General features: G+C 56.8%; 15 protein-coding genes. 9 read left to right on the top strand and 6 right to left on the bottom strand.

Annotation, left to right across the window (positions count from 1 at the left end; translation table 11 throughout):
* The first annotated feature begins 5 nt into the window (after positions 1 to 5).
* Complete coding sequence (locus HPC62_RS21635; RefSeq protein WP_172358472.1) at positions 6 to 569, top strand: DUF3611 family protein; 564 nt, start codon at positions 6 to 8, stop codon at positions 567 to 569.
* Between the two features lie 131 nt (positions 570 to 700).
* Here the strand turns inward: HPC62_RS21635 and HPC62_RS21630 are convergent, their stop codons facing one another.
* Positions 701 to 919, bottom strand: a complete 219-nt coding sequence (locus HPC62_RS21630; protein WP_068516326.1) for a hypothetical protein — start codon at positions 917 to 919, stop codon at positions 701 to 703.
* A 665-nt stretch (positions 920 to 1,584) separates the two neighbouring features.
* Between HPC62_RS21630 and HPC62_RS21625 the strand changes: the two genes are divergently transcribed.
* Together HPC62_RS21625 and HPC62_RS21620 are read left to right on the top strand one after the other, a co-directional pair.
* Positions 1,585 to 2,757, top strand: coding sequence for a transposase (locus HPC62_RS21625; protein WP_172358471.1), 1,173 nt, complete (start codon positions 1,585 to 1,587; stop codon positions 2,755 to 2,757).
* Positions 2,758 to 3,134: 377 nt separating this feature from the next.
* Positions 3,135 to 3,527: a hypothetical protein gene (locus tag HPC62_RS21620; protein WP_172358470.1), complete on the top strand. Its 393-nt coding sequence runs from the start codon at positions 3,135 to 3,137 to the stop codon at positions 3,525 to 3,527.
* Here the strand turns inward: HPC62_RS21620 and HPC62_RS21615 are convergent.
* Together HPC62_RS21615 and petH are read right to left on the bottom strand one after the other, a co-directional pair.
* Entirely contained in the window at positions 3,512 to 5,371 is a 1,860-nt protein-coding gene (locus HPC62_RS21615; RefSeq protein WP_205370995.1) for a ShlB/FhaC/HecB family hemolysin secretion/activation protein, read from the bottom strand. The genes HPC62_RS21620 and HPC62_RS21615 overlap by 16 nt on opposite strands.
* A gap of 284 nt (positions 5,372 to 5,655) precedes the next feature.
* The gene (gene petH / locus HPC62_RS21610) at positions 5,656 to 6,909 is read right to left on the bottom strand and encodes a ferredoxin--NADP reductase (protein ID WP_172358469.1); all 1,254 of its coding nucleotides are present in this window, start codon (positions 6,907 to 6,909) and stop codon (positions 5,656 to 5,658) included.
* 726 nt (positions 6,910 to 7,635) lie between these two features.
* Here petH and HPC62_RS21605 point away from each other — a divergent pair.
* From HPC62_RS21605 to HPC62_RS21595, 3 genes are all read left to right on the top strand, one after another.
* A complete protein-coding gene (locus HPC62_RS21605) occupies positions 7,636 to 8,649 on the top strand; it encodes a phosphoribulokinase (protein ID WP_172358468.1) in 1,014 nt (337 codons plus the stop codon).
* Positions 8,650 to 8,750: 101 nt separating this feature from the next.
* Positions 8,751 to 9,374, top strand: coding sequence for a TenA family protein (locus HPC62_RS21600; RefSeq protein WP_172358467.1), 624 nt, complete (start codon positions 8,751 to 8,753; stop codon positions 9,372 to 9,374).
* Between the two features lie 227 nt (positions 9,375 to 9,601).
* Positions 9,602 to 13,246 carry a sensor histidine kinase gene (locus HPC62_RS21595; protein WP_172358466.1) on the top strand — a complete coding sequence of 1,215 codons (3,645 nt, stop codon included), beginning with the start codon at positions 9,602 to 9,604 and terminating at the stop codon, positions 13,244 to 13,246.
* A 63-nt stretch (positions 13,247 to 13,309) separates the two neighbouring features.
* Here the strand turns inward: HPC62_RS21595 and gyrA are convergent, their stop codons facing one another.
* Both gyrA and HPC62_RS21585 read right to left on the bottom strand, forming a co-directional pair.
* Positions 13,310 to 15,892 carry a DNA gyrase subunit A gene (gyrA, locus tag HPC62_RS21590; RefSeq protein ID WP_172358465.1) on the bottom strand — a complete coding sequence of 861 codons (2,583 nt, stop codon included), beginning with the start codon at positions 15,890 to 15,892 and terminating at the stop codon, positions 13,310 to 13,312.
* A 278-nt stretch (positions 15,893 to 16,170) separates the two neighbouring features.
* Positions 16,171 to 16,536 carry a hypothetical protein gene (locus HPC62_RS21585; protein WP_172358464.1) on the bottom strand — a complete coding sequence of 122 codons (366 nt, stop codon included), beginning with the start codon at positions 16,534 to 16,536 and terminating at the stop codon, positions 16,171 to 16,173.
* 30 nt (positions 16,537 to 16,566) lie between these two features.
* Between HPC62_RS21585 and HPC62_RS21580 the strand changes: the two genes are divergently transcribed.
* From HPC62_RS21580 to HPC62_RS21570, 3 genes are all read left to right on the top strand, one after another.
* Positions 16,567 to 19,494, top strand: coding sequence for a fibro-slime domain-containing protein (locus HPC62_RS21580; RefSeq protein WP_172358463.1), 2,928 nt, complete (start codon positions 16,567 to 16,569; stop codon positions 19,492 to 19,494).
* 28 nt (positions 19,495 to 19,522) lie between these two features.
* The gene (locus HPC62_RS21575) at positions 19,523 to 21,205 is read left to right on the top strand and encodes an iron uptake porin (protein ID WP_172358462.1); all 1,683 of its coding nucleotides are present in this window, start codon (positions 19,523 to 19,525) and stop codon (positions 21,203 to 21,205) included.
* Positions 21,206 to 21,333: 128 nt separating this feature from the next.
* The gene (locus HPC62_RS21570; protein WP_172358461.1) at positions 21,334 to 21,939 is read left to right on the top strand and encodes an O-methyltransferase; all 606 of its coding nucleotides are present in this window, start codon (positions 21,334 to 21,336) and stop codon (positions 21,937 to 21,939) included.
* Positions 21,940 to 22,048: 109 nt separating this feature from the next.
* Here the strand turns inward: HPC62_RS21570 and HPC62_RS21565 are convergent, their stop codons facing one another.
* Positions 22,049 to 23,752 (bottom strand): DUF3352 domain-containing protein, encoded by a 1,704-nt coding sequence (locus tag HPC62_RS21565; protein ID WP_172358460.1) that lies wholly within the window; start codon positions 23,750 to 23,752, stop codon positions 22,049 to 22,051.
* Between the last annotated feature and the right edge of the window lie 97 nt (positions 23,753 to 23,849).

Raw genomic sequence — 23,849 nt, 5'->3', positions numbered from 1 at the left:
GAGTGATGCAAACCAAGCCAGACCTGCGATCGCCCGCTAATCGTGCCCTAGACCTGTCTCGCGCCTTTTGGTGGGTGGGCTTGCTGAGTGTGCTGCTGCAAATGGGGTTGGGTGCGGCGGCGGTGGCGGCACTGGTGTCTGCGTCCCGGTCTAATCTGGTGCTGGATGAGCCGCCCGTGCGGGGCATTGGTATTGGCATTTTTTGGGCGGTGTGTGGCTGTGTGCTGCTGCTGGTGGCGATCGCCAATGCCTTTCGCTACATTCGCATTTCCCAGCGTCTCCGCCGACTCGACCTGGAACAACACCCCAAAACCATTACCCTAGTCAGACTGCTGCGTGTGGGCATTGTGCTGGGCTTGGTCGGAGCGCTGGTCACGCTGGTTGGCGCAGAGGTCAGCATCGCAACGCTGATGACCCAGGCTGAAACCTCATCTGCTTTGGCAAACACTCAGGGATTTGTGCGAATCCTCAACCTGCAAGTAGTAGCGGCAAACCTGCACCTAGTCGCCGCCCATTTTGCCGGGCTGACCCTCTCCCTAGGACTCTACGACTGGTTCCGGCGACAGTAGATCCGGACAGGGTAGGTTTCGGATGCAGTAGATTCGGACAGAAGAATCTACTAACCAATCGTCACCAATAACCAATCGTCACCCAAATCTGCTGGTGCAAACGCCTAATGTAGGCCTAATACAAATCCGCCTCAATACAAATCCGCCTCAAGCTGTCCTACAGGAATAAAGCACTCCTGCGGCAACAGAATGGGCTTCCCAGAAAAAATCAGCTTGCCCCGGTGCGTAAAGCGGTCAATCGCAATGCCAATCGGACGCTGCACCTGATCGGGATGCACTTCGTAGTAGGTGCGATAGATGTGGCGGGCGGCTTGCAGCAGCGAAGGGTCGAGCAGTGCCGAAAAGTCAATCTGTTCGGGGCGATCGGCAACCCGCGTGTCTACAAAAGGCGTGCTAGAAGGCGTGCTGCGAGTAGAGGACTGTTGCGACGTGTACACCAAAACTTTCTCCCGGTGGTTTTCTGAATTTTCCCTGAGCAGTGGGCAAGCTAAAAGCGAATAGGACGGGAACAGGTGGATTGAACCAATGGCTTATCACGGTTCATCACGGCTTATTACGGACAGCTTGATATGGGTTCAATATAGTTCACCTATATTACCTTGAGCAAGGGAGGAACTGCGTGCCCATTGTGCTACTTGCGTGCCCATTGCGTGCCCATAAGGATAGCGAAAAATCTTTGAACACGACGCACTGAATAAAACTCGATAAAACGCGCTCTGCTGAATGTGCTGATTTTGAATGTGCTGATTTCCGTCGCGCTTGGTTGCTGCAATAGAAATTTACGCAGCCCCCGACGGAGGATCACCGGAATATCCCTTCATCGCAATGTAGTCAGTTCCAGAACCCAGGGTGTGAATCGTTTCCTCAGCTACCATTCCTTTTGGACACAGTTTTGGTCGGATGATAGTCCCGGTTGCTGCTTGACTGACAAAACAGGTTAAAGCTGGAACGAAAGCCATGCGGGAAGCAGAGCATGATTTAGGCTGAGAAGTAACCACACAAACCAGTCAAATCAATGTCACCGACTTCCCGTCTTTATGATGCGTTGAATGATTTTCTGCGTCAATGCGACATTCAGTGGCAGGATGCTCGCCATCTGCAAACACTGTGCTGGATGATCATTGGCATGATTGGAAGCCAAAACGTTCATCTCAATGGATTTGGGGTGTATGTGAGGAGTCGCGCTCAAATGGCTCAATCCCACCAACGCCGGTTTCGCCGCTGGTTGTCGAATCGGCGGATCAATGTCGCGTCCGCTCATCATGCGCTGATTGGGCAGGCTCTGTCCAACTGGCAGACCCAACGACTCTACTTAAGCCTCGATACAACGGTCGTATGGAATTGTTTCTGCATCGTCTGGGTCGCAGTGGTGTACCGAGGAAGAACGGTTCCGGTCGCTTGGAAAGTGGTGGCGCAATCAAGCAGCACCGTCAGGTTGTGGACGATTCAACGGGTACTGCGGCAAGCGCAACGGCTGATGCCCGAGGGTGTCGCGATTGTCCTTTTGGCAGACCGAGGGTTTGCCGATGGCAAGTTGATGAAATACCTCCGGGAGAATCTGGGTTGGCATTTCCGCATCCGCATCAAACGCTCCTTCCAATTTCAGCACCAAGGGCAGTGGCGCCAGGTATCGTCGGTTCAATTGCAACCAGGACAAGCTTACTTTACGCCTGCAGTGTCGGTGGGTAGAACAAAGCCCTACGACAATGTTTACCTTGCCTTTGCCCACGACAAACTCAGCAGGGAGAATTGGACAATTGTGAGTGATGAGCCGACGAACTTGCAGACGTTTGCCCAATATCGACTGAGATTTCAGGTGGAGGAGTCGTTTTTGGATTTGAAGTCCAACGGGTTTAATCTCGAAGCCTCCAGACTCAGAGACAAGGTTGCCCTTTCCCAGTTGTGTGGGGTAATCGCCTTGACGATGCTGTTCTTAGTTCTCCAAGGGGTGCAAGTGGTCGCATCCGGCAAGCGTCGCCAAGTCGATGCTCACTGGAAGCGCGGCATGAGTTATCTCAAGCTGGGCTGGAATTGGATTCGGCTGGCTATCACTCACCAGTGGAAGATTCACGTTTATCAGTTCCTCTCCTGTTCACCTGACCCTCAACCTGCCATCGCATCAAGGCGACAACACGATGACTCCCTAAAGCGTGAATTCACTGTCCTCAGCCGTATTCCAGCTTCTTAGTTTTGTCAGTCAAGCAGGTCCCGGTTGTTGTGCGATGTTATGCAATCGCCTCGAAACCGCTCTACTCGCTTCGCAAGGGGTTACTGAAGGTTTCTTAGGTTTCTTTCCAGGGATGGAGTGTTCTGGATATCTCTCAGGTCTGCAACCCAGCCATCAGCAGCAAGAATAGGTAAACCGCTTGGGTCAATAGGGCTTTATAAGCTCCTACAGCCACGCAATGGACTTCATGTGCATCGGCTCAATCCCTCAGTCAAGATTTCTAGTTAACACTTCTGGCGATTAAAGTCTTCAAGGTTTTTGGCTTTAAACCATCTCTTGCTTCGCAGTTTCTCGCCTTGCAATTTCTCACTTCACAGTTTTTCCGGAGAGCTTAACCTATGCCGTTTATTATCTTAGCGCTGCTGTTCCTTGGTGCGATTTTAAGTATTGTTGGTGGACTTTGGGGATTGGTGTTGGCGTTCAGCGATCATTTTCTCTGGGGACTTGCTTATCTGCTCGTGCCGTTTGCGTCGCTGGCGTTTTTCATCATGCGCTGGGGGCGAAAGTCGGTTCGGCAGGCCTTTTGGCTATGGTTGTCCGGGTTTGGCATGGTGCTGCTGAGCCTATTGCTGAGTGCCCTGATTGGGCAAAGCCTGCCGTCTCCAACCTCATCTGGATTTGGCGATGATCTATCGCAACTGCCGGAGGGCACTGTACCTGAAGCAGCAACAGGACAGCCCTCAGCCGCTCTGGAACCCTCTGGTGTCCTCCGCCCTCAAAATGGCGAATAGAGTACCGAGAAGTAGATGCCGCTTTCCTGGAGCGAGTCGCCTGACCCGGATAGCTCCACCAGCGGAATGCCCCAATCGACTCTGACAGACAGGCGATCGCCCTGTTGCCACAGCAGCCCAAGCCCAACGCCGACCAGTGTATCTGGCTGATTGTCGTTGCGCTGGCTGCTGTCGGCGTTCCAGACCGTGCCCGCATCGATAAAGGGAGCCAATTGCAGCAGTCCGTCAATTTCGGGAACCCGCAGAATCGGTAGCCGCACCTCCGCCGACAGTAGCGCTCCGCTATCGGTCAGCAGGGCATCCTGGCGATAGCCGCGCACACTCTCGGCTCCGCCCAGCCCAAACTGTTCCAGCGCAAGCAGCGAGTCGCCTGTCAACTGCACATCGCCCCGCAGCAAGAACAGGGTATCGGTCGCCAGCAGCCGCACCCACTGCCCCTGGCCGCGCCAGGCAAAAAATCGACTATCGGGTTCGCCGTCGTTTACCGTTGCGTCCAGCCAATCCAGCCCCAGGCTGAACTGTGAGCGAGCAGCGAGAACCTGCTGGCGATTGCGCCGGGTCCATTCCTGCACAAACCGGAGGGCAGTGACGCGGGTGCGCCCCTGATCATCGGCTCCGGGCGAGGGAAAGCCCTGCTCGTCAGGAATTTCAAAGGTGGTGCGGCTGCGCTGGTGGGAGAGGGTAAGGCCGAGGGCAAATTCTTCGTTGGGCGATCGCCCCACAGGCTGTCGTAGCGAAAGTTCGGCATAGGGCGATCGCGAGGCAATATTCAGTTGATCAAACGGCTCCTCGACCACGTCGCTGCGGGTGGTTCCGGCGGCGATTCGCAGTGTGCCGTCCTGCGGGTTTAGCGGAATCGTATAGCTGCCCGAAAATTCGTTACTGCCGCTGGTGCGCGTATAGCCCACACTCAGCCCATCGCCATAGCCCAGAAAATTGGCGTGGTTGAACTGCGCCCGCTGCCGAAAGCTGCCCACGCTGGGCGATCGCCCATTATCCAGCGTCAAGTCCAGGCTTACCGGGTCGGCTTCTTGCACGACGACTTGCAGCACATTGGTTCCGGTGCGCGTCCCCGCTTGCAGATCAGCAGACACGCTGCGAATCAGTGGGTCAAGCTGGAGCAGTTGCAGCCCCTCCAGCAGACTGTTGACGTTGAGCGGAGTGCCCGCCGCCCGCCGCAGCCGACTGCGGACGTAGCCCGCATCCAGCCGAGCTAGCCCCGCCACGTTGATGGCTTCTAGGCGACCCTCGATGACCTGAATCGTAACCACGTAGCCGTCGGGCGTTTGCGGCAAGACCTGATCTGCCGGGACGATCGCCCCCGAACTGATATAGCCACAGTCGATGTAAAGCTGGGTGATGGCCGCCCGCGCCTGAAGCACCTGGGCAAAAGTGAGCGGTTGTGCGATTAAAACATCCGGCGAGTCTACACTGCGGGAACAGCGATCGCCCCCATTCTCTGCCACAGTTCCCGACACGCCGCCCACCACAGACTGCTTCGCCACCGTCGCCAGCTTTTCGGCGCTAAACGCCGTGCCGCCCTGCACCACAAATCGGGCGATCGGCAGCGCCTCAGGGATTTCCGCAGGCAGGTCTTGCGATGGCGGCTCTAGATCGACTGGCGGCAGCAGTTCTTCTGGCGGCGGCAGGGGCCGCAGCGGCTCCGCGGGCAACGGTGGCTGGGGCGGCGCAGGCGGCTGAGGCAGCAGCTCCGCTGGCAGGCGTGGCACCGGCGGCTGGGGGCGACGAGGGTCAAGCGACTGGGCGATCGCCCCTGGCATCTTAAAATAGCCGCCCAATAAAGACAGCCCCAGTCCCAGCAGTAGCGTCCCTACACGATCCATCGGATACTTTCCCAGAGCCTCCCCCGGCTGAAAAAGTTGGTAGCATCCTACCACTCAGCCCTCCAGCTTGGGGAATTCCCCCTCAGGGGGATTAAATCAGGGGGATTAAACCAGACACCAGATCCCAAAACGGCTCAGCACTAACCTCACAAAACAACTCACCCACCCGAAACACTACGTTTTTCCTTCTTCGTTCTTCCCTTTTCCCAAAGCAAATCGCCCAGCAGAAACACTACCGGGCGATCGCACTTTATTTGTCTAAGCCGTAAAAAAGAAATTAGAACCTAGTAGGTCTCAACGTGCCAGCGTTCCTTAATTGAGCGCTGATAGTCCTTCCAGGTCACGCCTTCCTTCGCCGCAGCCTCGGCCATTGCAGCATCAATGCCGTCCTCCATGCCCTTCAGACCGCAGATGTAGACATGGGTCTTCTCATCCTTGACCAATGCCCAGATTTCATCTGCATGTTCTGCCACCCGATCCTGGATATACATCCGGCCGCCTTTCGCGTTCTGCTGCTCACGGCTGATGGCGTAGGTCAGGCGGAAGTTCTCAGGATACTTGGCCTGGATTTCCTCCAGTTCTTCCTTATAAAGAATGTTCGGGGTCACCGGAATCCCAAAGATCAGCCAGGCCAGCCCCTTGAACTGGTAGTCTGGGTTCGCCGCCCGCTCGTTGTCCTTGAACATGCGCCACAGGAACGCCCGGAACGGCGCAATGCCTGTACCCGTCGCCATCATGATGATTTTGGCATCAGGGTCGTCCGGCAGCAGCATTTCCTTGCCAACGGGGCCGGTGATCTTCACATCTGCACCCGGCTCTAGATTGCACAGATAAGTGGAGCAAACGCCGTAAACCGTTTCACCCGTTTCGGGATGCTTGTATTCCAACTGGCGGACGCACAGCGACACAGTCTTGTCGTCCATGTTGTCGCCGTGGCGGGTTGAAGCAATGGAATATAGGCGAAGCTTGTGGGGCTTGCCTTTGTCATCTGTGCCTTCAGGGATAATGCCGATGCTCTGACCTTCCAAATAGTGCAGGTCGCCACCCGACAGATCAAACGTGATGTGATTCACCGTGCCAATGCCGCCCTCGCGCACCAGCTTTTCGTTTGAAATGCACTTGCCAATAAACGGGGCATTGGGACGGTAAATGTTAACCGGAATCGTAGACTTTTCTTTTTCTTTAGCCTGGGTCATGGGTTTCTTCCCTTCCGCTTCAGGAGTTGGCGACTCGGCCACAGCAGCAGGGGTCGCTGCGGCGGGAGGGGCTTCAGGGGCAGGAGCGGCCTTGCCGTTGGTCTTGCCATCAATAGTCAGGGGACGAATGCTAACAATCTTGCCCCCCAAGCGGGTAATCCGCTGCATTTCCTGATTCATGCGAGAGTAGGGCACGGTGATAAACACGCTGCCGCTCCGACGAATAGGAAAGTCTTGTCTATCGGTTTCTTGATTTTGGCGTAGACCTTCGACCTCATAGAGGAAAAGGCGACTCCCGGATGGTGAGTTGGCAGCGCCACCTGCTGCGCTAGGGTTATACATCGTTATGTCAATGCTCTCTGAACCAACAATGGATGAGGAACGTTGAGCGCGAGCGCGGATGAGCGTTGACGATCTGGCGGTTGCTTCCAGGCTTGTCAATTCCGGCATCTGCGAACCCGCATCCCAGGCGATTCCCAGTTTGCTATATAGCGTAGCATTGCAGGGGTTGCCTCGCTCACTGAAGCCCCAGACAGGAATAGACCCTGTCCGATCTGCTCTAACCATAGACGAGCCGCCCAGATGCAGATTGTTAAGGCCGTTTCAATTTCACAGCAATTTCATATTCCCAGGTGTCCCCATTCCCCTTAGCATAGAGATTAGGAACTTGGGCATAACCCGCTTACCTTGTAGGTTGCGGGGATTCTCTGGTAAGATTTCTAGTATCGCTAGTAGTAAATACTTAGTTGGCGACTAGTTAGCGCTTGAGAGCCGGGTATCCAACTGGATGTTTCACCGGTCTGGTGTGCCATCAGTATTCAGCGGGCGCATGGTGCCAGCGGTCTTGCTAGCGGCGTAATGTGCTTGAACAGGCGACGTGCCTGAGAAGTCATGTGCAGTCATTCTACAGGTGTTACTTAAACTCAGAACCTATGGTGCTTGTTAGGCGGACAGGTGCTTTTAGCGTTTTGGGTATTGCCTGGAGTGATTGAGCCGGACTTGTAGGCAGGTGGGAGTCGTGGGCAGTTAAGAGGACAGTTAAGAGGACGTTTGTTTTAGAGGAAAGCTATGACCAATAAGCCAGACCGTGTAGTTTTAATTGGCGTTGCCGGTGATTCTGGGTGCGGCAAATCCACCTTTTTGCGCCGCTTAGCAGATCTTTTCGGCGAACACATGATGACCGTCATCTGCTTAGACGACTATCACAGTCTGGATCGTAAGCAGCGTAAAGAAGTGGGCGTGACGGCGCTGAACCCCAAGGCGAATAACTTCGACTTGATGTACGAGCAGATTAAGGCTCTGAAGGAAGGCAAGTCGATTGAGAAGCCGATTTATAACCATGAAACGGGGATGATTGACCCGCCGGAGACGGTTCATCCCAACCATATTGTGGTGATTGAGGGGCTGCACCCGATGTATGATGAGCGAGTGCGATCGCTCCTCGATTTCAGCGTCTATCTCGACATCGACGACGAGGTGAAAATTGCCTGGAAAATCCAGCGCGACATGGCAGAGCGCGGCCACACTTACGAAGACGTGCTGGCTGCCATCAACTCCCGCCGTCCCGACTTTGAAGCTTACATCGACCCGCAAAAGCAGTACGCCGATGTGGTCATTCAGATCCTGCCGACCAAGCTCATCCCCAACGACACGGAGCGTAAGGTGCTACGGGTTCGTCTGGTTCAGAAGGAAGGTGTGGAAGGATTTGAGCCTGCCTATCTGTTTGATGAAGGCTCGACCATCGACTGGATTCCCTGCGGCCGCAAGCTGACCTGCTCCTATCCGGGGATTCGCCTGTTCTACGGCCCCGATAGCTACTACGGCAATCCGGTGTCGGTGCTGGAGGTGGATGGCCAGTTTGATCGCCTAGATGAGGTGATCTACATCGAAAGCCACCTGAGCAATCTGTCCACCAAATATTACGGGGAACTGACTGAACTGCTGCTGAAGCACCGCGAGTATCCGGGGTCGGCAAACGGCAGCGGTCTGTTCCAGGTGTTGGTAGGGCTGAAGATGCGGGCCACCTACGAGAAGCTGACCTCGCCCGATGCGATGCTGGCGGCAAAAGCTGGCTCCAATTAGGCGATGAGGCTTGACTTTTGAGTTTAGCGGTTGGCGTTCCTAGACTGAGGTCTAGGGACGCTGATTTTTTGGAGTTCGGGATTTTGGATTTTGGAGCGACTATGGCGCTGGCAGAAACGCTGTGGCAGGAAAACCAGGATTTGGCGATCGCCTGTTTGAACCATCCTTTTGTGCAGGGCATTGGCGACGGCTCTCTAGACAAGGCAAAATTTAGCTATTACGTTGGGCAGGATGCCTTTTTTCTAGAAGCCTTTGCCCGCGCCTACAGCATTGCTGCTGCCAAAGCCCCTGACTGGCAGGGATTTCAGGTATTTCACACTCTGGCGGGCGGTGTGTTGCATGAGTTAAACTTACACGAAAGCTATGCAATACAGTGGGGAGTGGATTTGCGGTCGGTGCAGCCGGGAGCCGCCACGCGACGCTATACCGACTTTTTGCTGGCCACGGCCTGGAGCCAAACGGTCGGGGTTACAGCGGTGGCTATGCTGCCCTGCATGAAGCTCTACGCATTTTTGGGGCAGGCACTAGCAGCGTCGGGCATTCCCACCCATGCCTATGCCGACTGGATTCGCACCTACAGTAGTGCTGAGTTTGAGCCGCTGACGGAGCAGCTTGCCGACTTGTCGGAGCAATATGCCACGCTTACGCCGCTCGTGCAGACCACCTACCGTTATGCGATGCAGTGTGAGCTAGATTTCTTTGAATCAGCTTGGGCAGACCACTAGGCTTGCTGAGATTAGGAACATCAAAGTCTATGGAAATTGTTTTAACAAGGGCAGTTTGGGGCATCTTAAAATTCTAGGTAGGTTTATGTTATGCCTAAGTTATGACTGTTGACGGAGTGGCAGCAAGAGACTGCGTTGGGTTACGGGTAACTTAGGGGGCAGTCGTCCTGAATCTGGTCACTGCATCTGTTAACGCATCTGTCGGTAAGCGTCATCCGGTTAACTGTATGCTGTCCCAACCCTCTGATGATTTTCCCCACGTTGACTTGTCGGACAATGAGGTCTGTCGGGATAAGTCGCTACTGCCCCAGCCGCTCATCTCTCAGGCTGGTGGGCTGAGATCGCGCGATCGCCCTGCCCTAGAGAACGAAATAGAAGACGAAACGACCGCATTATCCTACCTCCGCGCCTTCTTTGAGGAGGTGGTGGACGCAATGGCGATCGCCGACGACAGCGGCCACTACATTGATGCTAATCCCGCTGCCTGTGAGTTATTTGGTGTTTCTTTAGACGATTTGCTCGGTCGCTGCATTGCCGATTTTTCCCAAATCGAGTTTGATTTTCCAAGCGCCTGGCAGCAGTTTCTAGAAAAGGGGCGGGAGCGGGGAGAATTTACCCTGGTGCGTCCCGATGGTACGGTGCGCGAGGTGGAATACGCCGCCACCGCCCACTTTGTGCCTCATCGACATTTATCGGTGCTGCGGGATATGACCGAGCGTCGCCAGCTAGAGCGCCAGGTGCAAGCCCTGAACCAAGATCTGGAGCAACAGGTTCAACAGCGCACGGCAGACTTGCTGGCAGCCAACGCCATGCTGCAAGCCACCAATCAACGACTGCAAGCCGAGATCCGACAGCGAGAGCGGGCAGAAATTGCGCTGGAGTGCGCTGAAGACGGCGTGTGGGACTGGCATATTCCAACTGGAACGTTGTGGTTGTCTGGCGCATGGAAGCAGATGCTGGGCTACGATGACAGAACAGACGAAATTGGGGATCGCTTGCAGGAATGGAGTCGTCGGCTCCATCCTGACGATCGAAACCGGGTTCTGTGGGAAACGGAAATTCATCTGGCTGGGCACACGCCTCTGTTCCGCAGCGAATATCGACTGCGGGATAAACATGGAGCTTGGAGATGGATTCTCGACCGGGGGAAGGTGGTGGAGCGCGATGCGACGGGTGCGCCATTGCGGATGATCGGCACCCATGTAGACATTACCGAGCGTAAGCACTTAGAAGAATCCCTCCGAGAGAGCCAGCAGAAGTATCAAACCCTGTTTGAAATCTTGCCTGTGGGGGTATCGATTACCGATGCAGCGGGCAGGGTGATTGAGGTGAATCCTGCCTCTGAGAAAATTTTGGGGATTTCGGCTAGAGAACATACGCGACGGACTTGTGATGGAACGACATGGAACGTTCTTCACGCCGACGGCAGCCCAATGCCGCCGGACAGGTATGCTTCGGTCAAAGCGTTGCGAGAAGGACAAACCATCCTGGGGCAAGAGCAGGGAGTTCGGCGGCCGGATGGATCGGTGTGCTGGGTAAGTGTCAGCGCTGCGCCGATTCCGCTGGAGCATTATGGAGTGGCGATCGCCTACGTCGATATCAGCAATCGCAAAGCCGCCGAAATTGCCCTCCGCCAAAGCGAACTGCGGCTTCTAGAAATTTCCAACTCGTCCCCTGCCAATATCTATATTTTGGTGCTGCGACAGGATGGCTCCTTGTATATAGAACACATGAGTCGGGCAATTGAAGAGATTCTTGAGTATTCCGTGGCTGAGGTGATTGCAAACCCCAACCTGCTCGTCGAATGCATTCACCCTGATGATCGAGCAACGTATGAAGCCGCTGTGCAGCGTAGTCTTGTTGGGCTAGAACCATTCTATTGCGAGTGGCGCGTTATGACTCCTTCGGGTCAGGTGAAATGGCTGAAGGGCAGTTCTCGCCCCAAGCAGCGCGACAATGGGGACGTTGCCTGGTATGGCGTGGTGCTGGATATTAGCGATCTCAAAGCCGCCGAAACTGCCCTCCAGCGCCAAGCTTATCAAGAGCGAATGCTCAGTGAGGTGGTGCGGGCGATTCGCAGTTCCCTCGACTTGAACACGATTTTCACAATTTCTGCTGCCCATATTGCTGAGTTTTTGCAGGGAGAAGTGGCAATTGTGCAATATCTGCCCGCAGAACGCTGCTGGCGACATCTGGTGGTTCACAATCAGCTACCCAATACCCCCGACAAGCTGGCGTTTGACATTCCGGATACGGATAATCCCTTTGCGGAACAGCTCAAGCGCTTGCAGATAGTGCAGATTGACAACACGACAACGATTCAAGATCCGATAAATCGACGGCTAGCAGAGGTGTTTCCGGGAGCATGGCTGCTAGTGCCCATCAGTGCAAATGGCGAAGTTTGGGGCAGTTTGACCCTATCTAGGGCGGGTTCTGAGGTGGCTTGGCAGGCTGAGGAAAAGAAATTGGCAAAGCGTGTTGCTGATCAGTTGGCGATCGCCATTCAGCAATCTAACTTGCATCAGCAGGTGCAGCGATGGGCCGCCACGCTAGAACAGCAGGTGCGGGAGCGCACCGCCGAACTCCAGCAAGCGCTAGAGTTTGAGGCGGTGCTCAAGCGCATTACAGACAAAGTGCGCGATAGCCTGGACGAACGCAAGATTTTGCAAGCCGTGGTTCAAGAACTGGGGCAAACGCTGCGGGTGCTGTGCTGCGACACAGCCCTTTATGATTTGGAGCATCGCACATCTACCATCTATTGCGAATATGCAGCGGCAGATCAGTCGGCAGCCGGCCTGGTTCTCCCGATGGAGGATCATCCTCAACTTTACACACAGCTTTTGCAGGGTGTGGGTCAGCAGTTTTGCCACCGCTGCCTCGAGGTTCAAGTCAGTCGGCAGTTGATGCATGATTCAGCGATTCTCACACAGCCGATTCGAGATGATCAGGGCAGTTTGGGCGATATCTGGCTGCTGCGGCCGCGCGAGCAGTGGTTTAGCGAACCCGAAATTCGGCTGGTGCAGCAGGTGGCTAATCAGTGCGCGATCGCCCTCCGCCAGTCTCGGCTCTACCAAGCTGCCCAAGCCCAAGTGACAGAGCTACAGCGACTGAATCGACTCAAAGATGATTTTCTCAGCACCGTGTCCCACGAACTCCGCACGCCCATGGCCAGCATCAAGCTAGCCACCGACTTGCTCGAAGTTTACCTCCGGCAATTGGGGCTGTTGCCAGAGCCAGGCCAATCTACCCCCACGCTACTGTCCCAATATTTTCAAATCCTCGAGGACGAGGGCCAGCGCGAGATTAGCCTAATTAATGACCTGCTTGATCTAACCCGCCTCGATGCAGACGCAGAACCACTGATCCTCAGTCCCCTCACTCTGCAAGATTGGTTGCCCCATGTGCTGGAGCCGTTTTGGGAGCGGGCCCAGCGCCAACAGCAGCAGCTAACCCTGTCTATAACGCCCGATTTGCCACCGATTGTCACCGATGCGTCGCTGCTCCAGCGGGTGCTGCGCGAACTGCTGACCAATGCCTGCAAATATACACCCACAGGCGAGGCAATTGAGGTTTCAGCTACGGCGACAGCGACGCTCCTGAACCTGTGCGTGGCGAATACGGGGGTAGACGTGCCTGCGACCGAGTGCGATCGCATCTTTGATCGGTTCTACCGCATTCCTAACCTCGATCCCTGGAAACACGGCGGCACGGGGCTGGGGCTGGCGTTGGTCAAAAAACGGGTGGAATATCTGGGCGGCATGATTTGGGCCGAATGCGAGTCTCGGCGGCTTAGCCTGAGGATTCAACTGCCCCTAGAGCGATCGCCCCAATGCCAAAACCCCCAAGCCCTGCGCGAAAACTTCCAGGACTGATGCACTGAAGACGCTCTCTCGCGTTTAGATTTCAGGTTAAGCTTTCAGGCTTAGCTTTCGGGCTTAGCTTTCGGAGGCTTCGTCCTCGGCATCTGGGTCTTCCGCTTCACCAGAGGGCGGCACCAGCGCCACATCGGCGATCGCATCGTCCTCATCCAATCGCTGCACACGCACCCCCGTCGCCGCCCGCGACTGACAGGAAATCGCATTCACCACCTGGCGGATGATAATGCCACGGCTCGTCACCAAAATCATTTCATCATCTTCGTTTACCACGCGCAGCGCCGCCAGTTCATCGCCCGCCTTGCGGAAGCGAATTGCCCGCAGCCCCATGCCAGCCCGCTTTTGCAGCCGGAACTGATTTACCGGAACGCGCTTGCCCAGCCCACCTGTGGTGATGACCAGCACCCACGGCCCTTGCGCCGTGCTGCACTCCTCCTCTGCCAGATCGCCATCGCTATCGGTGTCGTCGCCCTCGGCAATGGTTTGCACCACCTGGCTGGGTAAGATATCCATGCTCATCAGCTCATCGCCCTCGCGCAGGCTCATGGCCCGCACGCCGCGGGTTGGGCGACCCAGGGGACGCAGTTGCTCATGATCCGTGCGGAAATGGATTGTCATGCCCTTGCGAGAGCCGATGATGATGCTGTCGTCTGCGGTGGTCAGTCGTACCCAGCGCAACTGGTCGCCGTCTTCCAGAGAGATCGCAATCAGCCCGTTGGTGCGGATGTTGCCGAAGGCCGAAAGCTGCGTCTTTTTAATGAAGCCCTTCTGGGTCAACATCACCAGATAAAGATCATCGGTGAATTCGGTCACCGCAACGACCGAGGTAATCTTCTCCTCCACAGGAATCGGCAGCAGTTGCACGATGGGCACACCGCGAGACGTGCGGGACCCCGTGGGCACCTGATAGGCCCGCAGACAATAGGCCACGCCGCGATCGCTAAAAAATAAGATATTGTCGTGGTCGTTGCAGGTCAGGAAGTGATCAATGCCATCATCTTCCTTCATGCGAGTGCCGGACTTTCCCCGCGTCGCCCGGTTTTGCGCCTCGAAAGTGCTAACAGGCATCCGCTTGATGTAGCCCTGCTCCGTTACGAGAATGATGGCCCGTTCGTTAGCAATTAGGTCAATATCGCCCAATTCACCATCGAGGGGTTCGATTACTGTGCGACGCGGGGTGGCGTGGGCCGCTTTTAGCTCCACTGCTTCGTCCCGAATAATTTGTAAAATGCGCTCCCGGTTGGCCAGGATGTCTTGCAGGTCGGCAATTTTGACTTGCAGTTCATCGTGTTCTGCCTGAATTTTGCCCGCCTCTAGCGCGGTGAGGCGGCGCAGTTGCATTTGCAGAATCGCGTCGGCCTGCGCTTCTGACAAGCTGTAGCGCTCCATCAGCTCTTGCTTTGCAGTAGGCGTGTCCGCTGCGCCCCGAATGAGCGCGATGATCTCATCCAGATTCGCCAGGGCAATCAGATAGCCCTGCAAAATGTGATCGCGTTCCTCTGCTTTTCGCAGCTCATAGCGCGTGCGGCGCGTAATCGTTTCAATGCGAAAATCGAGGAACACTTGGAGGGATTCTTTTAATCCCAAAAGCTGCGGTTCGCCGTTCACCAGAGCGAGGGTGTTGACTCCAAAATTGGCTTGCAGCGGCGTTTGTTTGTAGAGGTTATTGAGGACGACGCGGGGATAGGCATCGCGGCGTAATTCAATCACGATTCGCATTCCGTCGCGATCGCTCTCATCGCGGATATCGGCAATACCTTCCAGCCTGCGCTCGTTCACCATTTCGGCGATTTTCTCGATCAGCGCGGCCTTGTTGGTTTGGTAGGGCAATTCGGTAATGATGATGGCTTCGCGATCCGGTGCGCCGCGCCGCTCGATGGTTTCAATGGTGGCCACGCCGCGCATGGTGATGGAACCACGCCCGGTGGCGTAGGCTTCGCGGATGCCGCTGGTGCCCAGGATGATGCCGCCTGTGGGAAAGTCGGGGCCGGGGATGATTTGCATCAGTTCGGCATCGGTCATGTCTGGGTTAGCGATTAGCGCCACCAGCCCGTCTAGCAGTTCACCCAGGTTGTGGGGTGGGATGTTGGTGGCCATGCCGACTGCGATGCCGGAGGAGCCGTTGAGCAGCAATTGGGGGATACGAGCAGGCAGCACCAAGGGTTCCTGCTGCGACCCGTCGTAGTTGGGGACAAAGTCTACTGTTTCCGACTCGATGTCTTGCAGCAGCGCGTTGGTGGTGATGGCCCGCAGACGACACTCGGTATATCGCATGGCGGCGGGCGGGTCGTTGTCCACAGAACCGAAGTTGCCGTGCCCATCGACGAGGGGCGATCGCATCGAAAAATCTTGCGCCATTCGCACCAGCGCGTCATACACTGCCGTATCGCCGTGGGGATGGTATTTACCAATCACGTCGCCCACCACGCGGGCGCATTTGCGAAAGGGGCGATCGGGCGCGAGGCCCAGTTCGTGCATAGCGTAGAGAATACGACGATGAACAGGTTTAAGACCGTCTCGCGCATCGGGAAGCGCCCGCCCTACGATCACGCTCATGGCGTATTCCAGGTATGACCGGGACATTTCCGTGCGGAGGTCTGTGGGCACGATCCGGTCTTGGGGCGACTCCGAGGAGAAGGTCATAGATTGAAATGCTCCGAAAAGGGTGAGAAGGGGACTAGAAGCCGAGCTTTACGACCTGCGCTCTGCATTACCGTTGTGGATTGCAGTTTTGCATTGCAGTCTAGATCAAGTTCTGGGTTGATACCGTCAACCCGCGTCTAGAGAGATAAGCCTACATATTTCTTTACAGACACAGCATCGCTCTGCTTCCGACCGCATCAAACAGGCTGACTTGATTCTAAATGAGGACTTGAAAAGTACCCAAAAAGCTTGAAAATCAAGCATTTCAGCATATCAAATTATAGCACACCCCCTCGTCTTGCCGGAGCCTGAGCTGGGGCACTGGGCGATCGCCCCAAAGCCCTGCCCTCCAACCTGTTCACCCAATTCCCTGCGCCAGATTGCCCCGCTCTGCTAGCCAGATTGCCCCGCTCTGCCAGGAATCCCTCCGGGAGGGATTTGTTGCAAATCGACACTTTTTTATTTGGCATCTCCGGAGAAAATTGTGACACCACTGTAGTCACCTGTGCCAGTTGCCCAAAGCGTTCTGCATCCCCCGCAGACGCTTGCTCCGGGTAAAAGCTGTCCGAGCGCAGCATAGACGATATAGGACGATATAGACGCTGCAAGCGGTTCAGCAAGTTTTCTGGGGTCGCGGCTGGCATCCAACACCTGTCATCACAAAGGGCGCAACTATGGCGATTATTCAGCTAACCGCGAAAGTTCGAGATTTTCGAGCTGACCATCCCGATTTTGAAAATAAGCGGACACCGCTAGAAACAGGACTGGTGCTGCCCATTTTAGGTGAGGATAATAAGCCCGTCTTTAATGAAGGGCGATCGCCCCGCAGTCATACTATTACCAGCAAAAATACCTTTGACCAATGGTTTCGCAGCGTTCCGGGTGTGAACGCCGAAACTGAGATTCCGCTAGAGCTAGACAACGGCGTTGGGCAACCCGGCGGCAACTATCGCTATCATCGCGAAAGCTTTTTCCCAATCGACGATCGGCTGTTTGGCAATCTGGATAAGGAACTTTTTCTCCTCGATCAAAACGGGATGCCGGGTAATACGCTGTCTCCCATTGGCGAACGCCTAAGAGCCAAAAAGAACCAGAATTCCAATCCTGACGATCGATTTAACCTGACCACGCCCGGAGCCTATCGCCACCCCGACGATGGCAAGTTTCATAACTACCACTTCACGCTAGAAACTTCGGCCAAGTTTACCTACCAGGGCACAGAGGAGTTTGTTTTTGAAGGCGACGATGACCTGTGGGTGTTCATTGGCAATCAGTCCATCGGCGGTGGCCGCACCGGAGCCTTGCTCGCTATTGATATCGGCGGGGTGCATGGCAAAGAGCGCCGCAAGCTCGACCTCCGCCTCAACAATCCCCAAAATCAGGCCGCCGACCCCAGCCGCCATCTGAAGCTCAACCTGCGTCAGCATTTGGGGCTGAACCTCAGCGATGCCTACGCGCCGCTGAATCTGGAGCTAACCGTCGGCGAAACCTACGAGTTTTTCTTCTTTTTTGCCGAACGCCATACCCATCGCTGCACCTTTCGGATTGAAACGTCGCTGCTGCTCAAGCCGCTGCCCCGTGTCCGAATTGAGGCGACTCAGCCCAATGCAGTAGAGCCGACTCCCTACGCGGCGGCTGTGCCCGGACAGTTTCGCATCAGCTTGGTCGATGGGGCAACGGCTCCGGCCGGTGGGCTGTGGGTGCGCTATCGGCTGAAGGATCTGCCTGCGCCGCGCATGGCGATCGCCCATCAAGACTTTGTCCTCTCGTCGCCGGCCATGCCGCCCAGCAGCGATCGCGTGCTGATTCCCGCCGGGCAAACCAGCGTGCTGCTGACCGTCACGCCGCTGGACGACAACAACCCCGACGAGGGCCGCGAAGAGGTATGCGTAGAGCTATTGGGCTACGAAAACGGTGGCTATCAATTGGGCGATCGCACGGAAGATACCGTGTTCATTGCCAACTACGCGCCGCCCCTCGCCACCGTACAAAAGCTGCGAGATGCCGTGGAGCCGCGCCCCGGCGAAACCATGACCGAAACCCATGTTGGTTTGTTTGAAATCTCGCTAGCGGGCGACCTGCCGCTGGAAAATACGCCCGTGCGCTATCGGGTCATCGAAACACCGGGCCTGCCCGCCGCCACCCCAGGCTCGGACTATGAACCCCTCAGCGGCACGGTGACGATCAATCGCGCCACTCGCACAGCCCAAATTCGCGTTGTTGCCAGAGCCGATGTCGCGGGTAACGAAGGGGTGGAATACGTCTCTATTGAGCTATTGCCCCAGGTCGATTACCGCCTTCCCGCCGTAGGCGCAGCCGGACGCAGTGCCATGCTGTCGATTACAGACCCAGCGTTGCCGCCGCCGCCGCCCCCCCTCGTCCGCATTTACGCCGTGCGCGAGGCGCTCGAACCCCGCCCCAGTGAAGCCCTGACCGAATTCCATGTGGGATTGTTTGAGGTCAGCCTGGAAGGACCGATTTTGCAAGACCAGACAACGGTGCGCTATCGAGTGGTCATGCCTGCCGACGTGCGAAACGCCACGCCCGGTCAGGATTATGAACCCTTGAGCGGGGTCGTGACGGTGAACCGCGCTGCTGGCAATGCCCAGATTCGCGTCGTCGCTAGGGCCGATGTCGCGGGTGATGAAGTAAACCCGCAGGAGCATGTGGTGCTGGAACTGGTGCCAGATGTCACCTATCGTCTGCCCGCTGTGGGTGAACCAGGTCGCAGCGCCCGCATCCGCATTCTCGATCGCCCAGTGCCGCCGCCGCTGCCCATTGCCCGGATTCGCACCCTGCGAAATGCCAGGGAACCCTTACCCGGAGAGGCGATCGCCGAGAGACATACCGCCCTATTCGAGGTCAGCTTAGAAGACGTGGCTCCCCAGGGACAAACCACCGTTCGCTATCGCGTCATCACGCCGCCCGGTCTACATCACGCCACCTTTGGTCAGGATTATGACCCCCTGAGCGGTGTTGTGCAGATCGATCCCAGCAGCCGCAAAGCCCATATCCCCGTGTTCGCCCGTGCAGATGTTCCCGGCGACGAAGCCGCTACGCCAGAGCATGTCGTTCTGGAACTGCTGCCCGATGCGGCCTATCGAGTGCCCAATCCGGGTGAACCCGGACGCACGGCAGCCATTGTGATTACGGATATGCCAATCGCCACGCTCCAAGCCACCCAGCGCTGGACGAAGGAACCCAAGGATGCTCAGGCGCAGAGAACCATGCGCCCTGCGGACAAGGGCAAGTTTGTGGTCACGATGCGCCCCAAACCGCCCGCGCCAATGTTTGTGAACTATGTGGTGAATCGCAATGCCCGCAAAGCCGCGCAGCCCCGGGACTATACCCTCGACCCGCCGCAGCGCGTCCGCATCGATCCCCAAACGGGTCAGGGCATTATCTGGGTCACCCCCCATGCTGATAACCAAGACGAGGACAACGAGCGCGTGGTGCTGCAACTGCGTCCGGGCGACGGCTACCTTCCCCATTGGGAATTACCCCAAATCACTGATGTGGTGGTGATTCAGGATACCCGCCCCCGCAACCCAGTAGACTCCAACCCTGATCCGGGCGATATTTTCTTCCCGCAGCCCACCTAGTTTGCTGATCCCCCATTCTTCAGAAATCATGCATCTTCCTTTCCCCAAAACGCTTCCTGCTCTGAAATTCAGCGGTCTGCTGCTGGCAACGATCGGACTGGTGGCCCAGCCCAAAGGGGCGATCGCCCAATCTACTCTCCCAGAAGGCGACCCGATGGCCCAGGTCACTTCCGTCAGCGAGTTTGCCGACGTTAGCCCAGGCGACTGGGCCTACGAAGCGTTGGCTTATCTGGCGAATAGTGAACAGCAGGGCGGATTGGACTGTTTAGAGGGCTACCCAGACGGCTCTTTTCGCGGGCGACAAGCCCTAACCCGCTACGAATTTGCCGCAGGTCTGGCTTCCTGTCTGGATGCCGTCGTTGGGCGGCTGGAGAATCTTGACCCGGAAGCCCTAGCGCGAATCGAAGCCTTGCAGCGAGAATTTGCCCGCGAGTTGGCGGATTTGCGGGGTCGCGTGGATTTGCTGGAAGACCGGACAGCGGAACTGGAAGCCAACCAGTTTTCGACCACGACGCGGCTGGCAGGCGAGGGGATCTTCGACATCAACGATCTATTCGGCGATCAGCTGGAGGCAGTGGGCAACACTACGGTGTTTCAATATCGCGCCCGCTTGAATTTTCAAACCAGCTTCAGCGGCGATGATTTGCTGCAAACTCGGCTGACCGCAGGCAACCGAACCCCCCGCACAGTCGTCAGCAGTTTGGGTCGTTCCAACCTGGTTCCAAACGTTGTGCCCCGTGGCACCGCAGAAGGACTGCTGATTACGGCCCTTGGGGGCGACACCAGCAACAATGTCCAGGTGGATCGATTGACCTATGGCTTTAACCTGGGTCAGCGCCTCAGTGCCTACGTCGCGGCGATTGGCGGCACGCATCAAGCCTACGTCCACAGCACCCTCAGCCCCTTCTTCAACGATGCCGATGGCGGCAATGGTTCCCTGTCGCCCTTCAGCCAATACAGCCCGATCTATCGCATCGGCGGCGGCACGGGGTTTGGGTTCAACTATCGCTTTGACAACGAGGGCACGCTGGCGCTGTCGCTTGGCTACCTGGCCGACAACGCCGCCAATCCTGGCGAAGACAGCGGCTTTTTTAACGGTGACTATGCCGCGCTGGGACAACTCACCTTCGCCCCCCGTCAGGATTTCAACATCGGACTAACCTATGTCCACGGCTACCATACGGAAGTTGCCACGAGCGGCATTTCCACACCCAACGCCATCTTTGATCTGGGGCTGGGCAGCAGCCGGTTTTTTACAGGCACGGTTCCTGCCAACGCGCTGCACGGGGCGCTGGGCGTGCCCGCTGTCACCAATTCCTATGGTCTAGAACTGTCGTGGCGCATCAGTTCCGGCATCAGCCTCAGTGCTTTTGGTGGCTATACCAACCTGACACTGCTGGAAACCGGGCGCGGCGATATCTGGTATTACGGGCTGGGGCTGGCTTTTCCTGACCTGTTTGGCGCAGGAAACTTGGGCGGTATTATGGTGGGCGTGGAACCCTACCTGACCGGGTTAAGAGGTCAATATACCCTTGCCAGTCTGGAGCTAGAGAATGATACCTCGCTGCATATCGAGGCTTTCTACCGCATTCGCGTCACGGATAATATTTCGATTACCCCCGGCGTGATTGTGGTTACGGCCCCAGAGCAAAACCGCGATTTGTTTGATGCGTTTGTCATCGGCACGCTGCGGACGACGTTTCAGTTCTAAGTAGGTGGACATAAATAAACATAAAATCAAGAACCCTGCGCCGCCCGCCGCGCGGGCGGCGCAGGGTTTGGAATCTGTTTTTTAATTTGGTCTACCTACTTATTGGTCTACCTACTTAGAAGAAGCGGATGAACGATATAGAAAACCTAAATCCGCCTGCGGTGCTGGCGGCAATCTTGGCAGACACGAGCGCACTCGATTTTCAGATGCTCTCGGAACCCCTGACGGGGGCCCTGCTGCGATCGCTCTGTGCCAGCAAACCGGGCGGGCGCTTTCTGGAACTGGGCACGGGCACGGGTGCGGCGACGGCCTGGATGTTGGACGGCATGGATGCCCAGTCTACGCTGTGGACGGTGGATTGCGAGGCAGGGCTGGTGGCGATCGCCCAGGCTCACCTTGCCGCCGATCCGCGTGTGTCTTTTTTCGTGCAAGACGGGGGTCAATTTCTAGAATCACTGGCGCAGCAGGGCGAGTCCTTTGACCTGATCTTTGCCGACACCTGGCCTGGCAAATACACCCATCTGGATCTGGCGCTTTCGCTGGTGAAACCGGGCGGGCTGTACCTCATCGACGATATGCTGCCCCAGGCAAACTGGCCCGAGGGGCACGCCCCCAAAGTAGACGCGCTGATTGCCGATTTGGAACAGCGGAGCGAGTGGGCGATCGCCAAACTGGCCTGGGCTAGTGGTATCCTCCTAGCGACTCGCCGCTCGCGTTTGTCAGTCAATCCCTAGCGGTGTTGAGATAGAGCTTACGTGCGTGCGATCAGTTTTCTGAATTTTGGATAATTTCTCGCGAGTGCAGCCCATGAGGAGTCATCCAACTGTGTAAGTCCTACGCGATTTAGGTGTTTTTCAACTGCACAAAAACCGCGCCACGCTGGACTTTGGTATCGCTGCCGTAGCTGGTGATGGTCAGCGATCGCAGATGGTCGAAAAACGGCTTGCCCACCAGTTCTGCCAGCTTGAGGGCGGGGATGCGCTGCTCCAGCGGCTTGCGGACGCTCTCCCAGTCGAGATAGAGATAGCCATCGTTGTAGGGCGCGAGGGGGGCGATCGCCTCCTGAAACGATTGGGCAGTCCTCAGCGACTTCTGGGGATGCTTCAGAATTTCGTCCATCGCCTCGACCGAAGTTGTGAAAATTTCGTACTTATCGAGCATGGTGTGAGCGCCCTGCACATTGGCCTGGAGTTCTGCGCCCCGCCGTTTGCTGCTGGGCAAAAGCTGCGTCCAAGTGTAGACACGGCGATCCTCCAGAGTAATCGGGCCGACCGTGAGGCCGCGTCGTTGGGCGATCGCATTCAGCTTCTCGATCCCCGCAGCGGTTTCCGGCGATTTCTCTGCCACAAAGACCCACTCCGGTTCGCGGCCCGGCGGCGACACCAGCCCCAGCGCAAACTCCCGGTTTACCCAGGGCACGAGGTCTTCCTCAAAAGTCACGCCCCACTGATCTTCTAGAGCGGCGATCGGCTGCCCCAGCAGGGCCGACAGCACACCATAGTCCTGCAAGCCTTCGGTCAGTTGCCCCCAAAGCTGGCTCAAGTCCGTCCCCGATGCGGAAAAAGGCGTAGCAGGGGGAATAAACTGCAACGCGCCGACGGGTTCCGTCAGGGCTGGCTTGTGAGCCGTCAGCGGTTGCCCCGGAGCCGCCAGCAGCGCCGTCTCTGCCAAAAGTCCCTGCCGCGCCAGTTCAATACCCGCCACCAGGCTCTCAAATTGGCGATTCTTGTCGCTGCTCAGCCTGCCCAGCGGACTCTGACTGCCTAGCCACGCGCCCAGTTGCGGCAGGTTCACAAACGTCAGCCCGATCTGGCTCTCTGGCAGGGCCGCCAGCGCATCCTGATATTTTTGGCTGCTTTTCAGGCTTAGGTCTGGCGCTTGCACGTTGTTGATGGCATCGCGCAGAACTTTGGGATAGTTGGCAAACAATACGAAGCGATCGCCCACCACTGCGCTAGCCAGCGTCGGGGTCGGCGTGCCTGTGTCTGCCGATGTTGCCCCTGTCCCCTGCTCGTAAATAACTTTGACACCGGAATATTGCTCAAATACCAAATTGCTGCCGGCGATCGCCCGCTTCTGCCAAAAAAGCTGCACAAACTCCTTCGCTTGCTGCGGGTTTTCGGTTTCCAGCGCCAGCAAGTAGCCCGGTTGCTGCCCGTTGGCGGGGGTGCGGTCGATGTCGGGACTGGTAACCGCCAGGGTGATTTCGCTCCCCAGCCAGGGCTTAATATCCGCGTCGTAGCTCAGTCCGCGACTGGTCAGCAGCGTCCGCTCCAGCGCCTCCAGTTCCTCCCGCGCTTTGCGGCGATCGCCCAGCGACGATACCGCCAGCCGAAACGCCCGCAGTTGCTCCGGTTTCACCAGCAGCGACACCATTGCCGGAGCCTGTTTAGGCACAAACATCGCCGCCTCCGGACTCGCAACTCGTCCCCCTTGCAGCAGCCGCAGCGGACTTTGCCCCACCAGCCAGTAAAAGCCTGCGATCGCCAGCAGCAGCAGCGTCAGCGCCACCGAACCCAGCGCCAGGTAAAACGAGCGAGCCTTCATGAACCCATACCAGCGAAAGTTTTGCCAAAAGTCATGCCAAAACTTAGTGTAGTACCGCAGGGGGATCGCGGATTGGCGAATCCTGGGAAAGTCGCCC

This window comes from Thermoleptolyngbya sichuanensis A183, from assembly GCF_013177315.1.
GTDB classification, from domain to species: domain Bacteria; phylum Cyanobacteriota; class Cyanobacteriia; order Elainellales; family Elainellaceae; genus Thermoleptolyngbya; species Thermoleptolyngbya sichuanensis.
Note: the sequence above shows the minus strand (reverse complement) of the source record. Positions and strands in the feature narration are given on the sequence as shown.

Bases quoted from the DNA above. Each gene is read 5' to 3' on its own strand.
- HPC62_RS21635 (WP_172358472.1), top strand. From the start codon at position 6: ATGCAAACCAAGCCAGACCTGCGATCGCCCGCTAATCGTGCCCTAGAC.
- HPC62_RS21625 (WP_172358471.1), top strand. From the start codon at position 1,585: ATGTCACCGACTTCCCGTCTTTATGATGCGTTGAATGATTTTCTGCGT.
- HPC62_RS21620 (WP_172358470.1), top strand. From the start codon at position 3,135: ATGCCGTTTATTATCTTAGCGCTGCTGTTCCTTGGTGCGATTTTAAGT.
- HPC62_RS21615 (WP_205370995.1), bottom strand. From the start codon at position 5,371: ATGGATCGTGTAGGGACGCTACTGCTGGGACTGGGGCTGTCTTTATTG.
- petH (WP_172358469.1), bottom strand. From the start codon at position 6,909: ATGTATAACCCTAGCGCAGCAGGTGGCGCTGCCAACTCACCATCCGGG.
- HPC62_RS21605 (WP_172358468.1), top strand. From the start codon at position 7,636: ATGACCAATAAGCCAGACCGTGTAGTTTTAATTGGCGTTGCCGGTGAT.
- HPC62_RS21600 (WP_172358467.1), top strand. From the start codon at position 8,751: ATGGCGCTGGCAGAAACGCTGTGGCAGGAAAACCAGGATTTGGCGATC.
- HPC62_RS21595 (WP_172358466.1), top strand. From the start codon at position 9,602: ATGCTGTCCCAACCCTCTGATGATTTTCCCCACGTTGACTTGTCGGAC.
- gyrA (WP_172358465.1), bottom strand. From the start codon at position 15,892: ATGACCTTCTCCTCGGAGTCGCCCCAAGACCGGATCGTGCCCACAGAC.
- HPC62_RS21585 (WP_172358464.1), bottom strand. From the start codon at position 16,536: ATGCCAGCCGCGACCCCAGAAAACTTGCTGAACCGCTTGCAGCGTCTA.
- HPC62_RS21580 (WP_172358463.1), top strand. From the start codon at position 16,567: ATGGCGATTATTCAGCTAACCGCGAAAGTTCGAGATTTTCGAGCTGAC.
- HPC62_RS21575 (WP_172358462.1), top strand. From the start codon at position 19,523: ATGCATCTTCCTTTCCCCAAAACGCTTCCTGCTCTGAAATTCAGCGGT.
- HPC62_RS21570 (WP_172358461.1), top strand. From the start codon at position 21,334: ATGAACGATATAGAAAACCTAAATCCGCCTGCGGTGCTGGCGGCAATC.
- HPC62_RS21565 (WP_172358460.1), bottom strand. From the start codon at position 23,752: ATGAAGGCTCGCTCGTTTTACCTGGCGCTGGGTTCGGTGGCGCTGACG.